The sequence below is a fragment of the Polaromonas sp. genome, from assembly GCF_018780625.1.
GTDB lineage: Bacteria > Pseudomonadota > Gammaproteobacteria > Burkholderiales > Burkholderiaceae_C > Polaromonas.
The window spans coordinates 1-12693 of record NZ_JADMJK010000197.1 but is presented as its reverse complement, the minus strand read 5'-3'; the positions used below and the strand labels follow the sequence as shown (position 1 = coordinate 12693).

General features: G+C 65.8%; 13 protein-coding genes and 1 pseudogene. 6 read left to right on the top strand and 8 right to left on the bottom strand.

Annotation, left to right across the window (positions count from 1 at the left end):
* The 3 genes and pseudogenes from IV091_RS14865 to IV091_RS14855 all read left to right on the top strand — a co-directional run.
* Positions 1-195, top strand: a pseudogene (locus IV091_RS14865) (TRAP transporter small permease); the annotation flags it as partial.
* A gap of 3 nt (positions 196-198) precedes the next feature.
* A complete protein-coding gene (locus IV091_RS14860; RefSeq protein WP_293470036.1) occupies positions 199-1491 on the top strand; it encodes a TRAP transporter large permease subunit in 1293 nt (430 codons plus the stop codon).
* Between the two features lie 37 nt (positions 1492-1528).
* Positions 1529-2548, top strand: coding sequence for a TRAP transporter substrate-binding protein (locus IV091_RS14855; protein WP_293470035.1), 1020 nt, complete (start codon positions 1529-1531; stop codon positions 2546-2548).
* 50 nt (positions 2549-2598) lie between these two features.
* On the opposite strand, the gene IV091_RS14850 is transcribed toward IV091_RS14855, so the two are convergent.
* The 7 genes from IV091_RS14850 to IV091_RS14820 are packed head-to-tail and all read right to left on the bottom strand — an operon-like array spanning position 2599 to position 8481.
* Entirely contained in the window at positions 2599-3540 is a 942-nt protein-coding gene (locus IV091_RS14850; protein ID WP_293470034.1) for a ribokinase, read from the bottom strand.
* Entirely contained in the window at positions 3541-4839 is a 1299-nt protein-coding gene (locus tag IV091_RS14845) for a TRAP transporter large permease (RefSeq protein WP_293470033.1), read from the bottom strand. It abuts the gene before it with no gap.
* Entirely contained in the window at positions 4836-5315 is a 480-nt protein-coding gene (locus tag IV091_RS14840; protein ID WP_293470032.1) for a TRAP transporter small permease, read from the bottom strand. Before IV091_RS14840 ends, IV091_RS14845 begins: the two co-directional genes overlap by 4 nt.
* Positions 5316-5335: 20 nt before the next feature.
* A complete protein-coding gene (locus IV091_RS14835) occupies positions 5336-6343 on the bottom strand; it encodes a sialic acid TRAP transporter substrate-binding protein SiaP (protein WP_293470031.1) in 1008 nt (335 codons plus the stop codon).
* Between the two features lie 49 nt (positions 6344-6392).
* Positions 6393-7334 carry a dihydrodipicolinate synthase family protein gene (locus tag IV091_RS14830; RefSeq protein WP_293470030.1) on the bottom strand — a complete coding sequence of 314 codons (942 nt, stop codon included), beginning with the start codon at positions 7332-7334 and terminating at the stop codon, positions 6393-6395.
* The gene (locus IV091_RS14825) at positions 7331-8038 is read right to left on the bottom strand and encodes a GntR family transcriptional regulator (protein ID WP_293470029.1); all 708 of its coding nucleotides are present in this window, start codon (positions 8036-8038) and stop codon (positions 7331-7333) included. Before IV091_RS14825 ends, IV091_RS14830 begins: the two co-directional genes overlap by 4 nt.
* Positions 8035-8481 carry an RbsD/FucU domain-containing protein gene (locus tag IV091_RS14820; protein ID WP_293470028.1) on the bottom strand — a complete coding sequence of 149 codons (447 nt, stop codon included), beginning with the start codon at positions 8479-8481 and terminating at the stop codon, positions 8035-8037. Before IV091_RS14820 ends, IV091_RS14825 begins: the two co-directional genes overlap by 4 nt.
* A gap of 148 nt (positions 8482-8629) precedes the next feature.
* On the opposite strand from IV091_RS14820, the gene IV091_RS14815 reads away from it, so the two are divergent.
* From IV091_RS14815 to IV091_RS14805, 3 genes are read left to right on the top strand one after another with little or no spacing between them, the layout of a single operon-like run.
* On the top strand, positions 8630-9634 hold the full coding sequence (locus IV091_RS14815) for an aldo/keto reductase (RefSeq protein ID WP_293470027.1): 1005 nt from the start codon (positions 8630-8632) through the stop codon (positions 9632-9634).
* A complete protein-coding gene (locus IV091_RS14810; RefSeq protein WP_293470026.1) occupies positions 9631-10509 on the top strand; it encodes an amidohydrolase family protein in 879 nt (292 codons plus the stop codon). The genes IV091_RS14815 and IV091_RS14810 overlap by 4 nt, the downstream gene beginning before the upstream one ends.
* Positions 10510-10525: 16 nt before the next feature.
* A complete protein-coding gene (locus tag IV091_RS14805; RefSeq protein WP_293470025.1) occupies positions 10526-11719 on the top strand; it encodes a fumarylacetoacetate hydrolase family protein in 1194 nt (397 codons plus the stop codon).
* Between the two features lie 26 nt (positions 11720-11745).
* Here the strand turns inward: IV091_RS14805 and IV091_RS14800 are convergent.
* Positions 11746-12693 (bottom strand): malate/lactate/ureidoglycolate dehydrogenase (locus IV091_RS14800; protein ID WP_293470024.1); only part of this gene is annotated, 948 nt, incomplete at its 5' end.

Genomic DNA, 12693 nt, shown 5'->3' with positions numbered 1-12693 from the left:
TGCGTGCTGATCGGCTGGGGCGCCTGGCAGCAGGTGGTGGTCGGCTTTGGCAGCCAGTCGGTGGTGCTCGGCTATTCGACCGCGCTGCTGCCGCTGCCGGCCTTTTTGTGCGCCACGGCCATCGGCCTGATGGCGCTGGTCGAGATCATCAAACGCACGCCGCTGGACCTCGGTCACAGCGTGGAAGTCGAGTAAAAAATGAGCAACGAAGGTCTCGCATTCATTGTTTTCTCCGTCGGCATGCTGCTGCTGATGGGCATTGGCATGAACATGGGCCTGGCGCTGGTGCTGACCGGCGCCGGCATGGCCTGGGTGCTGGACTTCTGGGACACCCAGCTGCTGGCGCAAAACCTGGTTGCCGGGGTCGACAGCTTTCCGCTGCTGGCCGTGCCCTTCTTCATCCTGGCCGGCGAACTGATGAACTCGGGCGGCATCAGCCGCCGCATCATCGCCATGGCGCAGGCCTGGGTCGGCCACATTCGCGGCGGCCTGGGTTACGTGGCGATTGGCGCGTCGGTGCTGATGGCCAGCATGAGCGGCTCGGCGCTGGCCGACACCGCCGCGCTGGCCACCATCTTGCTGCCCATGATGCGCAAGCAGGGCTACCCCATGCACACCTCGGCCGGGCTGGTGGCCTCGGGCGGCATCATCGCGCCCATCATTCCGCCGTCGCTGCCGTTCGTGATCTACGGCGTGACCACCAACACGTCGATCTCTTCGTTGTTCCTGGCCGGCATCGTGCCGGGCATCATCATGGGCGTAGGCCTGATCGTGGCCTGGAAGCTGGTGCTGCGCAACACCGACCTGCCCGAGGGCCAGCCGCTGCCGATGCGCGAACGGCTGCGCGCCACCGCCAAGGCTTTCTGGGCGCTGCTGATGCCCATCATCATCATCGGCGGCATGAAGACCGGCATCTTCACGCCGACCGAAGCCGCCGTGGTGGCCGCGTTTTACGCGCTGTTCGTCGCCCTGTTCGTGCACCGCGAAATGAAGCTGCCCGAGGTGCATGGCGTGCTGGTGCGCGCCGCCAAGACCACCGCCATCGTGATGTTCCTGTGCGCTGGCGCCCAGGTCGCCAGCTACATGATCACGCTGGCCGACCTGCCCAGCACGCTGACCGGCTGGCTGGGTCCGCTGGTGGAAAGCCCGCGCCTGCTGATGGCGGTGATGATGGTCGCGCTGGTCATCGTCGGCACGGCGCTCGACCTCACGCCGACCATCCTGATCTTTGCGCCTGTGATGCTGCCGATTGCGGTCAAGGCCGGCATCGACCCGGTGTACTTCGGCCTGATGTTCGTGCTCAACGGCGCGATCGGCCTGATCACGCCGCCGGTCGGCACGGTGCTCAACGTGGTGGCCGGCGTGGGCCGCATGCCGCTGCACCAGGTGATACGCGGCGTGAATCCCTTCCTGATCACCTACACGCTGATCCTTTTCGTCTTTGTCCTGTTCCCCCAGATCGTCACCGCGCCCGTCGCGTGGATGCGCTAAACCCGTTCCCTTCACCACAACTCCAGGAGACTTCCCCATGACCTTTCTTCGCAGAACCGTGATCGCCGCCGCCACCGCTGCGGTGCTTACCGCCTCGTTTTCCGCGCTCGCGCAGGACATCAAGCCGCGCCTGATCCGCTTCGGCTACGGCCTCAATGAACAAAGCAACCAGGGCCGCGCCGCCAAGGTGTTTGCCGACGCGGTTGAAAAAGCCTCGGGCGGCAAGATGAAGGTGCGCGCCATCGGCGCCGCCGCGCTCGGCCCCGATACGCAGATGCAGCAAGCCCTGATCGGCGGCGCGCAGGAAATGATGGTCGGCTCCACCGCCACGCTGGTCGGCATCACCAAGGAAATGGCGCTGTGGGACACCCCGTTTCTGATCAGCAACGCCAAGGAAGCCGACATCCTGCTCGACGGCCCGATCGGCGAGAAGATCAAGGACAAGCTGCAGGAAAAAGGCCTGGTCGGCCTCGTCTACTGGGAAAACGGTTTTCGCAACCTGACCAACAGCAAGCGCCCGGTCACCAAGGTCGAAGACCTGGACGGCATCAAGCTGCGCGTGATGCAGAACAACGTGTTCCTGAACAGCTTCAAGACGCTGGGCGCCAACGCCGTGCCCATGGCTTTCTCGGAGTTGTTCGGCGCACTCGAAACCAAGACGGTGGACGGCCAGGAAAACCCGTACAACACCATCTTGTCGAGCAAGTTCTATGAGGTGCAGAAGTACCTGACCGTCACCAACCACGTCTACAGCCCGTGGATCGTGCTGGTCAGCAAGAAATGGTGGGACCAGCTGTCCAAGGCCGAGCAGAAGGTGCTGATGGACGCCGCCAAGACCAGCCGCGACTACGAGCGCAAGGACACACGCGAAGAGGCATCCAGGGCCATGGCCGACCTCAAGGCCAAGGGCATGCAGGTCAACGAACTCTCGCCGGCCGAGGCCGAGCGCATGCGCAGCAAGCTGACCGGCGTGTATGCCGACATCAGCAAGGAAGTCGGCATGGACCTGTGGAACGAAACCCAGAAGGAACTGGCCCGGATTCGCGGCACGAAGTAAGCAAGTAGGCGGGCGGGCTAAAAGCCTGCTGACCTTGCGGCCTGCCGGGTTCAGCCCAGCAAGGCCGCCACCTCTGCCTGGGTCGGAATGCCGGAAATGGCGCCATGCCGTGTCACCGACAGGGCCGCGGCCGCGTTGGCCCACTGCATGGCAGCCGGCAGCGATTCGCCGCGCGCCAGGGCTGCTGCCAGGGTGCCGGTGAAGGTGTCACCGGCGCCTATGGTGTCGGCCACCGGCATGGTGCGGCCTGCCAGATCGACGGGGGCCTGGCCACTCTGGTAGAGCCGGCAGCCTGCCGCGCCCAGCGTGACCAGCACGCTGCGCGTGCCGCGTGCCAGCAACTGCATGGCGGCCGCATCGATCGATCCCGCGCAGCCGGGTCCGGCCAGATCGAACAGTTCGCTTTCATTGGGTGTGAGCACATCGACCAGCGCCAGCAATTCCTCAGGCAGGGGCCGGGCAGGCGCGGGATTCAGCACGGTGATGGCATGTCCCTGCCGGGCCAGCCGAAAGGCTTGCAGGGTGGCCTCGACCGGTACTTCGCACGAAGCCATCACGACCCGGCAATGCGTCAGCAATGGCGTGGCCGCCTGTGCATGCCGCGCGCCCAGGCCTGCGCCTGCACCCGGATACACCGCGATGCTGTTATCGCCGTCTTCATACACCAGGATCTGGGCCACGCCGCTGCGCTCGCCGACGGCACGCTCGACATGGTCGGTCGCAATGCCTTCGGCGTTCCACAGGTCCATGCCCATGCGGCCGAAATCGTCGTCGCCAATGCGCGCGATCAGCGCCACGCAGGCACCCTGGCGGGCAGCGGCCACGGCGGCATTGCTGCCCTTGCCGCCCGGGCTGATGCTAAAAGAGCGGGCCATCAGCGTCTCGCCACGCGCGATGGGCCGCGCCACATGCGAAATCAGGTCGGCGTTCCAGCTCGCGACGCAGACCACGTCAGCCGCGTTGCCGCCCGCAGCGGTTGTTTCTATAGCCATTTATTTTCCTGTGTAGCCCATGGTCTGCGGCAGCCACAGCACGATTTGCGGAAAGAAGGTCATGGCCAGCAGCAGCATCAGCAGCATGAGCAAAAAAGGCCAGCCTTCCTTCATCATTTCGCCAATCGGAATGCCGGTCAGCGCCTTGGTCACGAACAGCAGCATGCCGAACGGCGGGTGGATCAGGCCGATCATCATGTTGAGCACCACCAGCACACCGAAATGCACCAGGTCCACGCCCAGCAGCTTGGCGGCGGGCAGCAGCATGGGCACAAACACCAGCAGCAGCACCGACACGTCCAGAAAGCAGCCCAGCACCAGGAACATCACGTTGACCATCAGCAAAAAACCGATCTGCGACAGGTGCATGCTGTCCACCCAGCTGGCCATGGCCTGCGGCACGCCTTCGGCGGTGAAGGCGTAGTTGAGCATGAAGGAACCGGCCAGGATCAGGGTGATGACGGCGCTGCCGCGCGTGGACTCCATCACCACGCCCCAGAAAGTGCGCCAGGTCAGCGCCCGGTACACCACGCCCGCCAGGATGAGGGCGTGAAAAGCCGCCACGGCCGCCGCTTCGGTCGGGGTGAAGGCGCCCGAATAAATGCCGCCCAGCAGCACAATGGGCATCGACAGCGGCAAGGCGCCGCGGTAGATGATGGACGGCCATTGCTTCAGCGGTATCCTGGCTTCGCGCGGCATGTTGCGTTTCACGGCAATGAAATGCACCACGACCATCATCAGCCCCGCCATCAAAAAGCCCGGCACCACGCCGCCCAGGAACAGCGCGCCCACAGACGCGCCCGACACCATGGCGTAGATCACCATGGGAATCGACGGCGGAATGATGGGGCCGAGCGTGGCGCTGGCCACCACCACGGCACCGGCAAAGCCGCGTGAATATTCGGGCTTTTTCAGCATCTGGCGAATCGTCACCAGGCCCGGCCCGGCAGCGTCGGCAATGGCGCTGCCGCTCATGCCGGAAAAAATCACGCTGACCAGAATGTCCACCTGTGCCAGCCCGCCGCGCATGCGGCCCACCAGGATGCGGCAAAAGTCAAAAATACGCTCGCTCACCGTGCCCGCGTTCATGATGTTGGCGGCAAACACAAACAGCGGCACGGCCAGCAGCACGTAGCTGTTGTACAGGCCATTGCCGATCTGCTCGGCCACCAGGCCCACGTCCTGGCCCTTGACCATGAGGTAGGCAATGCCCGAGACGATCATCGAAAAGCCGATGGGCATGCGCAGCACCATGCCGGCGATCAACACCAGCACCAAAACCAGGATCCCGCTCGTCATATGCGCAACTCCGCTTCAAGACCCACACCCCGCAGCGCCTGCCGGATCGCCCAGGCCGAACGAACGACCAGGGCGGCCAGCAGCAGCACAAACGGAAAAAAAACCCACATGAAGGGAAGCCCCAGCACCGGGGTTCCCTCGCGGGCCATGAAATGCACATAGTCCCAGCTGGCCGGAATGCCGCACAGCGCCAGCCCGCCCACCATCAGGTTGCCCACGATCTGCATCACCTGCCGCATGCGCCGGGGGGCGTAGTTCCACAGCAGGTCAAACACCACATGCTCGCGCTCGGGCACCACAAAGGCGGCCGCCCACAAGATGATCCAGACATACAGGATGACGGCGGCCTCATCGGTCCACGCCAGCGGCTTGTTGAACCCGAAACGTGCCGTGACCTGGATCACGAACACGATGAACAGGGTCAGGAACAAGCCGCCACCGATCGCATCGGCGGCTTTTTTAGGCCAGCTTTTCATGGTTGCTTGGCTCGCCGCGTTTACTTGGTGGCGTTGATGCGCTCAACCAGGCCTTTGGGCCACACCTTGGCGTAGTCCGAGTTCTGGTAGGTGGCCTGCACCGACTTGCGAAAGGCGTCCACGTCGGGCGTCGTCACCTGCAGGCCCTGCTGCTTGAAGAAGTCGACCAGCTGTGCCTCTTCCTTCAACCGATTTTCATTGTTGTAGGCGGCGGCGACTGCTGCGGCGGCCCTGACCTTCTGCTTTTGCGCCGGGTTCATGGCGTTCAGGGCCTTGTTGGAAATGGCAATGAAGATGCCGTCCACCAAGTGGCTGGTCAGCACGATCTGCTTGGTCACTTCGTAGAACTTTGCGGCGCGCACCGAGGGCAGCGGGTTGTCCTGGCCGTCAATCGTGCCGGTCTTCAGACCCAGGTAGACCTCGCCAAAAGCCAGCGGGGTGGGCGTGGCGCCCAGGGCTTCACCCAGGAACAGCCATTCCTTGGAGCCCGGCATGCGCAGCTTCACGCCCTTGAGGTCGGCCGGGGTCTTCACGTTGCGCGCTTCGCGCAGGTTGACCTGCCGGGTGCCAAGGTACACGGTGGACAGCGGGGTCACGTCCATTTTTTCAGCCACGGCCCGGAACATCTCGGTGCCGATCGGGCCGTTGAACACCTTTTGCTGGTGGTCCGGGTCGCGAACGATGTAGCCGGCGGTAAAGATCGAGAACTCGGGCACCAGCTTGGCAATGTCAAAGGCTGAAATCGACGACAGCTCCAGGTTGCCGCGCGCCATGGCGGTCGGCTCCGTGCCCTGCTTGAACAGCGACGCGTTCAGGTTGATCTGTACGTCAAATTCGCCGGGCGCCGTTTTTTCCAGGTTGTCCTTGAACACGGTCCACATCTTGGCGTGCCAGTCGTCGGGCACGGCCGGGGTCGAGATGCGCAGCAGCACCTTGTTCTGGGCCTGGGCCGCAGGCAGCAGGGCGCCCATCAGCAGGACGCAAGAGGCGGCGGCCAGCAGGGTGCGGCGAAGCGGGGAATGTGTCATGGTTGTCTCCTTGTCGTTTATCGGTGGGCTAGCTTGTCAAAAAATCTGCTCAGTCGGATTCAGGATCGATGCCGAATTCCCGGATGGTTTTCTCCAGGGCCCTGAACTCGTCAGCGGTCAGCGCCACCAGCGGCGCACGCACGCGCAGCCAGGCGGGCTCGCCACTCAGCAGGGCCATGATGCCCTTGAGCGCCGGCATCAGCGAGTAGCCGTCCAGCAGGCCGATCAGCTGGACGACGCGCGCACGTTCGGCCGGCGTGGCGGGCGCATCGGGCTGCGTCACCAGGCGGCTGACCACGCGCGGCATGAAGTTGGCCAGGCCGCTGATGGCCCCCAGGCTGCCGCGCCGGCCCATTTCGGGCAGGTCGGGCTCGAAGCCGACGTAGACCGTCAGGTCTTTCATGAAGGCCTCGGCCAGGCCGATGGAATGCGCGGTCGTGCAGGCGCTGTCCTTGATGCCCAGGATGGTGTCGGGGTACATGGCCTTGAGTGTGGCAATGACGTGGTGCGACAGGCTCACACCGGTAACTTGCGGGATGTGGTACAGATAGAGCCTGAGCTTGGGCAGGTCCTGGCCCATGCCGTCGATCACGTAGCGGTAGCTGTCGATGACGCCCTGGTCAGACACGCCCTTGAGGAAAAACGGCGGCAGCATCAGGCAGCCATGCACGCCGGCGCTGACCGCGTGGCGCGTCAGTTCCAGCGTTTCGGGCAGGGCGGCACAGCTGGTGGACACCATAATCTGCGCGGCCGGAATGCCGTTCTTGATCAGTTGCTCAATGGCTTGCTTGCGCTCGGCCATGGAAAAAGACGGGCCTTCGCCGGTGGTGCCAAAGACCGTCACGCCGGGGCAGCCGCGGGCGAGCAGGGACTTGCAATGCGCCGCCAGCCGGGCGTGGTCTATGCTCAGGTCGGCATTGAGCGGTGTCAGCAGCGCAGGCCAGATGCCGCGAAAGGCTGCAGACTGAGCGGAATTAGGGGGTGTCGTCATTCAGGGTTCTCCAAAGACCACGGCATGGCGGGCCGCGGCAGTCCAAGCACGCGAAGGTGCGCACTTTCAATGTGGTGGCCCAGGCGCTCAAGCACGGCTTGCGCGTCGCGCCGCTTGAGGGCCTCGATAAACCAGAGGTGTTCTTCCATGGCCGGAATCAGCACCTGCGGCGACAGGGTGGAACCTTCAAGCCTGATCAGGCGCACGCGCAGGCTGTTGATGCGGTAGACCTCGGAAATCAACTCGTTGCCCAGCGCGTCAATCATCAAGTCGTGCAGGCCCCAGTCCACGGCGGTGGCGTCCTTGAGCAGGTCGTCGTCGATGCTGCCGCTGCGCGCGCGCCGCACGATGTCCAGGTGGCTTTGTTCGATGGCCGCCAGGTCGCGGTCGGACACCGTGGTCACAAAACGGACGGCGGCCTCGCGCTCCAGCAACTGGCGCAACTGAAAGGCGTTGTTGATCAGCTTCAAGTCGACATGGGCCACCTGCAGGCCGCGCTGCGGCACGGTCTTGAGCAACCCCTCGGCTTCCAGGCGCGGAATCAGTTCGCGCACCGCGCCCAGCGGCATGCCCAGCAGTTGCATCAATTCGCGCTGCGAGATGAACTGGCCGGGCCGGATGTTGGCATCGACGATCTGCTGCTGAAAGCTCGCATAGGCCTGCGCGCGCAGGCTGCTGGTGACGACGGAAGGTGCTGTGCTCATGGCGCGTTGCTGGCGATGACGCCCTTGCGCAGCAAAATGTTGCCGTATTTGCGCGACTCGCCGGTGCGCAGGATCAGGAAGGCCAACTGCGCGCGCTGGTAAAAATCAAACCGCTCCAGCGTCGCGGCGGGCGCTTCGCCGGCCTGTTGCAGTTCGGCCGCGAACTCGGTCACCGGCCCCGGAACCGCTCCGGCATCGCCCACCACCTGCATGGTCCAGGCCGCTTGCGGCACGAACTCGTCGAGCGGCAGCACCTGCAGCACGGCCCTGAGCGCCTGCGTGGCGTTGGCGCCGGCCAGTTGCACCAGACGCGCGCCGCCCTTTTGGGCCATGCCGGCCGCCGGAAAATTCGCATCGACGATCGCCACGTCGTCGCCATGCCCCATGCTGGCCAGCGCATGCAGGGCATCGGGTGTCAGCAGCGGCGGAATGTTTTTGAGCATGGAACAGGCATCGTTTCTTGGCCGGGGCTGCGTGGTATCAGGGCGTGAAGGGCGTTCAATTTGTTGTCAAAACCCCGGGATTTCCCGGTGTCAATGACTGACATGTTAGTTGTAGGATTGGTAAACTTTTATTGGGACTTACCCTGAAATGAAAATTTTCTTTCCTCCCTGCGCCGGCAGCGGCCTGCGGCTCGGCTTGGGCGGCGCACCGCTGGGCAACCTGTTTGAAGCAGTCAGCGACGACGAAGCCCGGCAGCTGGTGGGAGCGGCGTGGCGCAACGGCTGCCGCAGCTTTGACACCGCGCCGCACTACGGCCACGGCCTGTCCGAGCGGCGGCTGGGCGATGCGCTGCGCGGCCAGCCGCGTGATGACTTCGTGCTGTCAAGCAAGGTGGGGCGGCTGCTCACGCCCGATGCGGCCGCCCCGCGCGCCCAGCATGGCTATGTGGACATCCTGCCGTTCCGGCAAACCTGGGATTTCAGCGCCGCCGGCACCCGCCGCAGCGTGGAAGACAGCCTGCAGCGCCTGGGCCTGGCCCGGCTCGACGTGGCCTATGTGCACGACCCCGACGCGGCCACGCATGGCGCCCGCGCACCCGGGGTTTTGCGGCAGGTGCTGGACCAAACCCTGCCGGCGCTGCAGCAGCTTAAACGGGAAGGCCTGGTGGGCGCCATCGGGCTGGGCACCAATGACGCAGACGTGGTGCTGCAGGTGCTCGCCGAGGCCGACCTCGATGTGCTGATGCTGGCCGGGCGCTATAGCCTGCTGGACCACAGCGCGCTGCCCGAGCTGCTGCCGCAATGCACGGCGCGCGGCGTGCGCGTGGCGCTGGGCGGAGTGTTCAATTCGGGCATCCTGGCCACCGGCACGCGCGGCGGCGTAGCCACGTTCAACTACGCACCAGCGGCCAGGCAATGGCTGGAACGCACGGCGCGGATCGAAGCCGTCTGCGACACCTTTGGCGTGCCCCTGCGGGCGGCGGCGCTGCAATTCGCGCTGGCGCATCCGGCGGTGGACATCGTCATGCTCGGCGCGCGCAAGGTGGCGGAGTGGGATGACGCGCAAGCCATGCTGCGGCATGCGGTCGCGCCTGAATTCTGGGCCGCGCTGCGCGCGCAAGGCCTGATTCCTCTTGAGGCGCCCACGCCATGACCATTGATGCGCATTTCCATTGCTGGCAGCTGGCGCGCGGCGACTACGGCTGGCTGACGCCCGCGCTGGCGCCGATCTACCGCGATGTGGCGGTCAGCGACTGGCAGGCCGAATCCGCCCCGCACGGCGTGACCGGCGGCGTGCTGGTGCAGGCCGCGCCCACCGAGGCGGAAACCGCTTTTCTGCTGGCGCAGGCCGACGCCCAACCGGCCGTGCTGGGCGTGGTGGGCTGGCTCGATCTGGCCGCTGGCGATGCGCCCGCCCGCATTGAACGCCTGGCGCGCCATCCCCGGCTCAAGGGCTTGCGCCCCATGCTCCAGGACATGATGGACGCCGAATGGATATTGCAGCCCGCGCTGGACCCCGCGCTGCGGGCCATGGTGGATTGCGGCCTGGTGTTCGATGCACTGGTCAAGCCGGTGCACCTTGCGCATATCCTGACGCTGGCCGGGCGTTATCCCAGTTTACGTATCGTCATCGACCACGCCGGCAAGCCCGACATTGCGGCTGGCCAATGGCAGCCCTGGGCCGACGGCATGGTCCGGCTGGCTTCGCAGACCGGCGCCTGTTGCAAGCTCTCCGGCCTGCTGACCGAAGCCGGACCCACGCCCGCGCCCGGCGTCGTGCACGCATGGGCCCGGCATGTGCTGGCCTGCTTTGGCACCGACCGCCTGGTATGGGGCAGCGACTGGCCGGTGCTGGAGGTCGCCGGCAGCTACGCGCAGTGGTGGGCCGAGACACGGCAATTGCTGGCCTCCCTGAGCCCACAGGCGCAAGATGCGGTGATGGACGGCAATGCCCGGCGGATCTACCGCCTGCCGGCTGCCACAGGCATCCGTGGCATGAATCTTCCCTTCCCCCTTGATCAAAACTGAAAACGGAGACGCTCCCATGAAAAAAACGACTGCCCTGCAATGGCTGCCTGAAGACGGACTGACCGGAACCCTGGTCGGCCGCGCCTGGGTTCCCGGCCCGGTTCCGGGGCCGTCGGTCATCGTGTTGCGCCCGGACGGCGTGTACGACCTGTCGGCGCATTTCGCCACCATGAGCGATTTGCTCGATGCGGCTGATCCGGCTGCGCAGGCGCGCGCTGCCGCCGGGCGGCTTGTCGGCAGCATCGACCAGCTGATGGCTGGCGCGGCGGCGCAGGCGGCCGCCCCCCAGGCGCTGCGCCTGCTCGCGCCGTGCGACCTGCAGGTCATCAAGGCCGCCGGCGTGACCTTTGCCGCCAGCCTGATCGAGCGGGTCATCGAGGAGCAGGCCCGGGGCGACGCGGGTCAGGCGGCCGCTGTGCGCCAGCAGGTCGTGGAACTGCTGGGCGGCGACCTCGGCGCCATCCGGCCCGGTTCGGCGCAGGCGATGCAGCTCAAGGCGCTGCTGATCGAGCAAGGCCTGTGGTCGCAATACCTGGAAGTCGGCATCGGCCCCGACGCCGAGGTGTTCACCAAGGCGCCGGTGTTATCGAGTGTCGGCAGCGGCGCGCAGGTCGGCATCCATCCCGGTTCGGCCTGGAACAACCCCGAGCCCGAGATCGTCCTGGCCGTGAACAGCCGGGGCGACACCGTGGGCGCCAGCCTGGGCAATGACGTGAACCTGCGCGACTTCGAGGGCCGCAGCGCGCTGCTGCTGGGCAAGGCCAAGGACAACAACGCGTCGTGCGCCATCGGGCCGTTCATCCGGCTGTTCGACGCCAGCTATGGCATCGACGATGTGCGCCGCTGCACTGTCAGCCTGCGGGTGCAAGGGGCTGACGGTTTCGAGATGCAGGGCAGCAGTTCGATGGCGCAGATCAGCCGCGACCCGCTGGACCTGGTGGCGCAGACGCTGGGCGCGCACCACCAGTATCCCGACGGCATCATGCTGTTCCTGGGCACCATGTTTGCGCCTACGCAGGACAGGGGCCAACCCGGCAGCGGCTTCACCCACCAACTCGGCGACATGGTGCAGATTTCCAGCCCGCAACTCGGCCTGCTGGTCAATGAAGTGAACCACTGTGACCGGGTGGCGCCCTGGACCTTCGGGCTGCGCGACCTCTATGCCAATCTTTCAGCCCGCGGGCTGCTCGCGCAAGCCGCCCACACCTAGGCCTAGGCCATGGCGACCTGGCGGGGTCACAGGCTGACGCCGACCTTGCCTGCGGCCAGGACCATCTCCTGCCAGGTCTGAAGATCGACCTCGATCCCGTCCTGCGCGCGCTGCAGGCGCATGGCGCGCTCGGGCTCGCCGGCCATCTGCACGCGGTCGAAGCCGTCGGCCGGCGGGCTCTGGCGCAGCCAGTCCACAAATGCACTGGCCTCGGTGTCAAACGCTGCCTGGGTGCCCAGCTTGGCCGGGTCAATCAGGATGGTCAGCATGCTGTTGATGATGGACCGGCCCTCGGCGTTGGGCGAATGCCAGGTGCCGCCGCCGGTCAGCGCGCCGCCCAGCAGTTCGCAGGCCATGGCCAGCCCGTAGCCCTTGTGTTCGCCGAAGGGCATCAGCGCGCCAAAAAATCCGTTCGCCTGCGGCACGACGACCACGCCGGGGTCGGTCGTCGGCTGGCCATGCTCGTCCATCAGCAGGCCGGGCTGAACGGGCTTGCCCTGGTTGTAGGCGACGCGCATCTTGCCCTGGGCGACGCGGCTGGTGGCAAAGTCCAGCACAAAGGGCGGCTGGCCTTTCAATGGAATGCCAATGCAGCACGGGTTGGTGCCGAAGCGCCCGTCGCTGCCGCCCCATGGGGCGACCACGGCACGCGACTTGACATTGACGAAATGCAGCGACACCAGCCCCTCGGCCACGGCCATCTCGGCAAAGTGGCCGATGCGCCCCAGGTGGTGCGATTCGGCCAGCGCCACGATGCAGCTGCCGTGGGTTTTGGCCCGGGCCATGCCGAGCGCCATCGCCTGCTCGCCGATGACCTGGCCGTAGCCGCGCTGGCCGTTCAGGCTGAGCAGGCTACCTGCGTCCAGCACGGTCTGCACGCTGGCGTTGGGGCTCAAGCCGCCTTCAAGCACCGCATCCACATAGCGCGGCAGCATGCCCACGCCATGCGAGTCGTGGCCGCTGAGGTTGGCCAT

What these genes read in the sequence shown, in the direction of transcription:
- IV091_RS14860 (WP_293470036.1), top strand. Translation starts at nt 199, where the DNA reads ATGAGCAACGAAGGTCTCGCATTCATTGTTTTCTCCGTCGGCATGCTG.
- IV091_RS14855 (WP_293470035.1), top strand. Translation starts at nt 1,529, where the DNA reads ATGACCTTTCTTCGCAGAACCGTGATCGCCGCCGCCACCGCTGCGGTG.
- IV091_RS14850 (WP_293470034.1), bottom strand. Translation starts at nt 3,540, where the DNA reads ATGGCTATAGAAACAACCGCTGCGGGCGGCAACGCGGCTGACGTGGTC.
- IV091_RS14845 (WP_293470033.1), bottom strand. Translation starts at nt 4,839, where the DNA reads ATGACGAGCGGGATCCTGGTTTTGGTGCTGGTGTTGATCGCCGGCATG.
- IV091_RS14840 (WP_293470032.1), bottom strand. Translation starts at nt 5,315, where the DNA reads ATGAAAAGCTGGCCTAAAAAAGCCGCCGATGCGATCGGTGGCGGCTTG.
- IV091_RS14835 (WP_293470031.1), bottom strand. Translation starts at nt 6,343, where the DNA reads ATGACACATTCCCCGCTTCGCCGCACCCTGCTGGCCGCCGCCTCTTGC.
- IV091_RS14830 (WP_293470030.1), bottom strand. Translation starts at nt 7,334, where the DNA reads ATGACGACACCCCCTAATTCCGCTCAGTCTGCAGCCTTTCGCGGCATC.
- IV091_RS14825 (WP_293470029.1), bottom strand. Translation starts at nt 8,038, where the DNA reads ATGAGCACAGCACCTTCCGTCGTCACCAGCAGCCTGCGCGCGCAGGCC.
- IV091_RS14820 (WP_293470028.1), bottom strand. Translation starts at nt 8,481, where the DNA reads ATGCTCAAAAACATTCCGCCGCTGCTGACACCCGATGCCCTGCATGCG.
- IV091_RS14815 (WP_293470027.1), top strand. Translation starts at nt 8,630, where the DNA reads ATGAAAATTTTCTTTCCTCCCTGCGCCGGCAGCGGCCTGCGGCTCGGC.
- IV091_RS14810 (WP_293470026.1), top strand. Translation starts at nt 9,631, where the DNA reads ATGACCATTGATGCGCATTTCCATTGCTGGCAGCTGGCGCGCGGCGAC.
- IV091_RS14805 (WP_293470025.1), top strand. Translation starts at nt 10,526, where the DNA reads ATGAAAAAAACGACTGCCCTGCAATGGCTGCCTGAAGACGGACTGACC.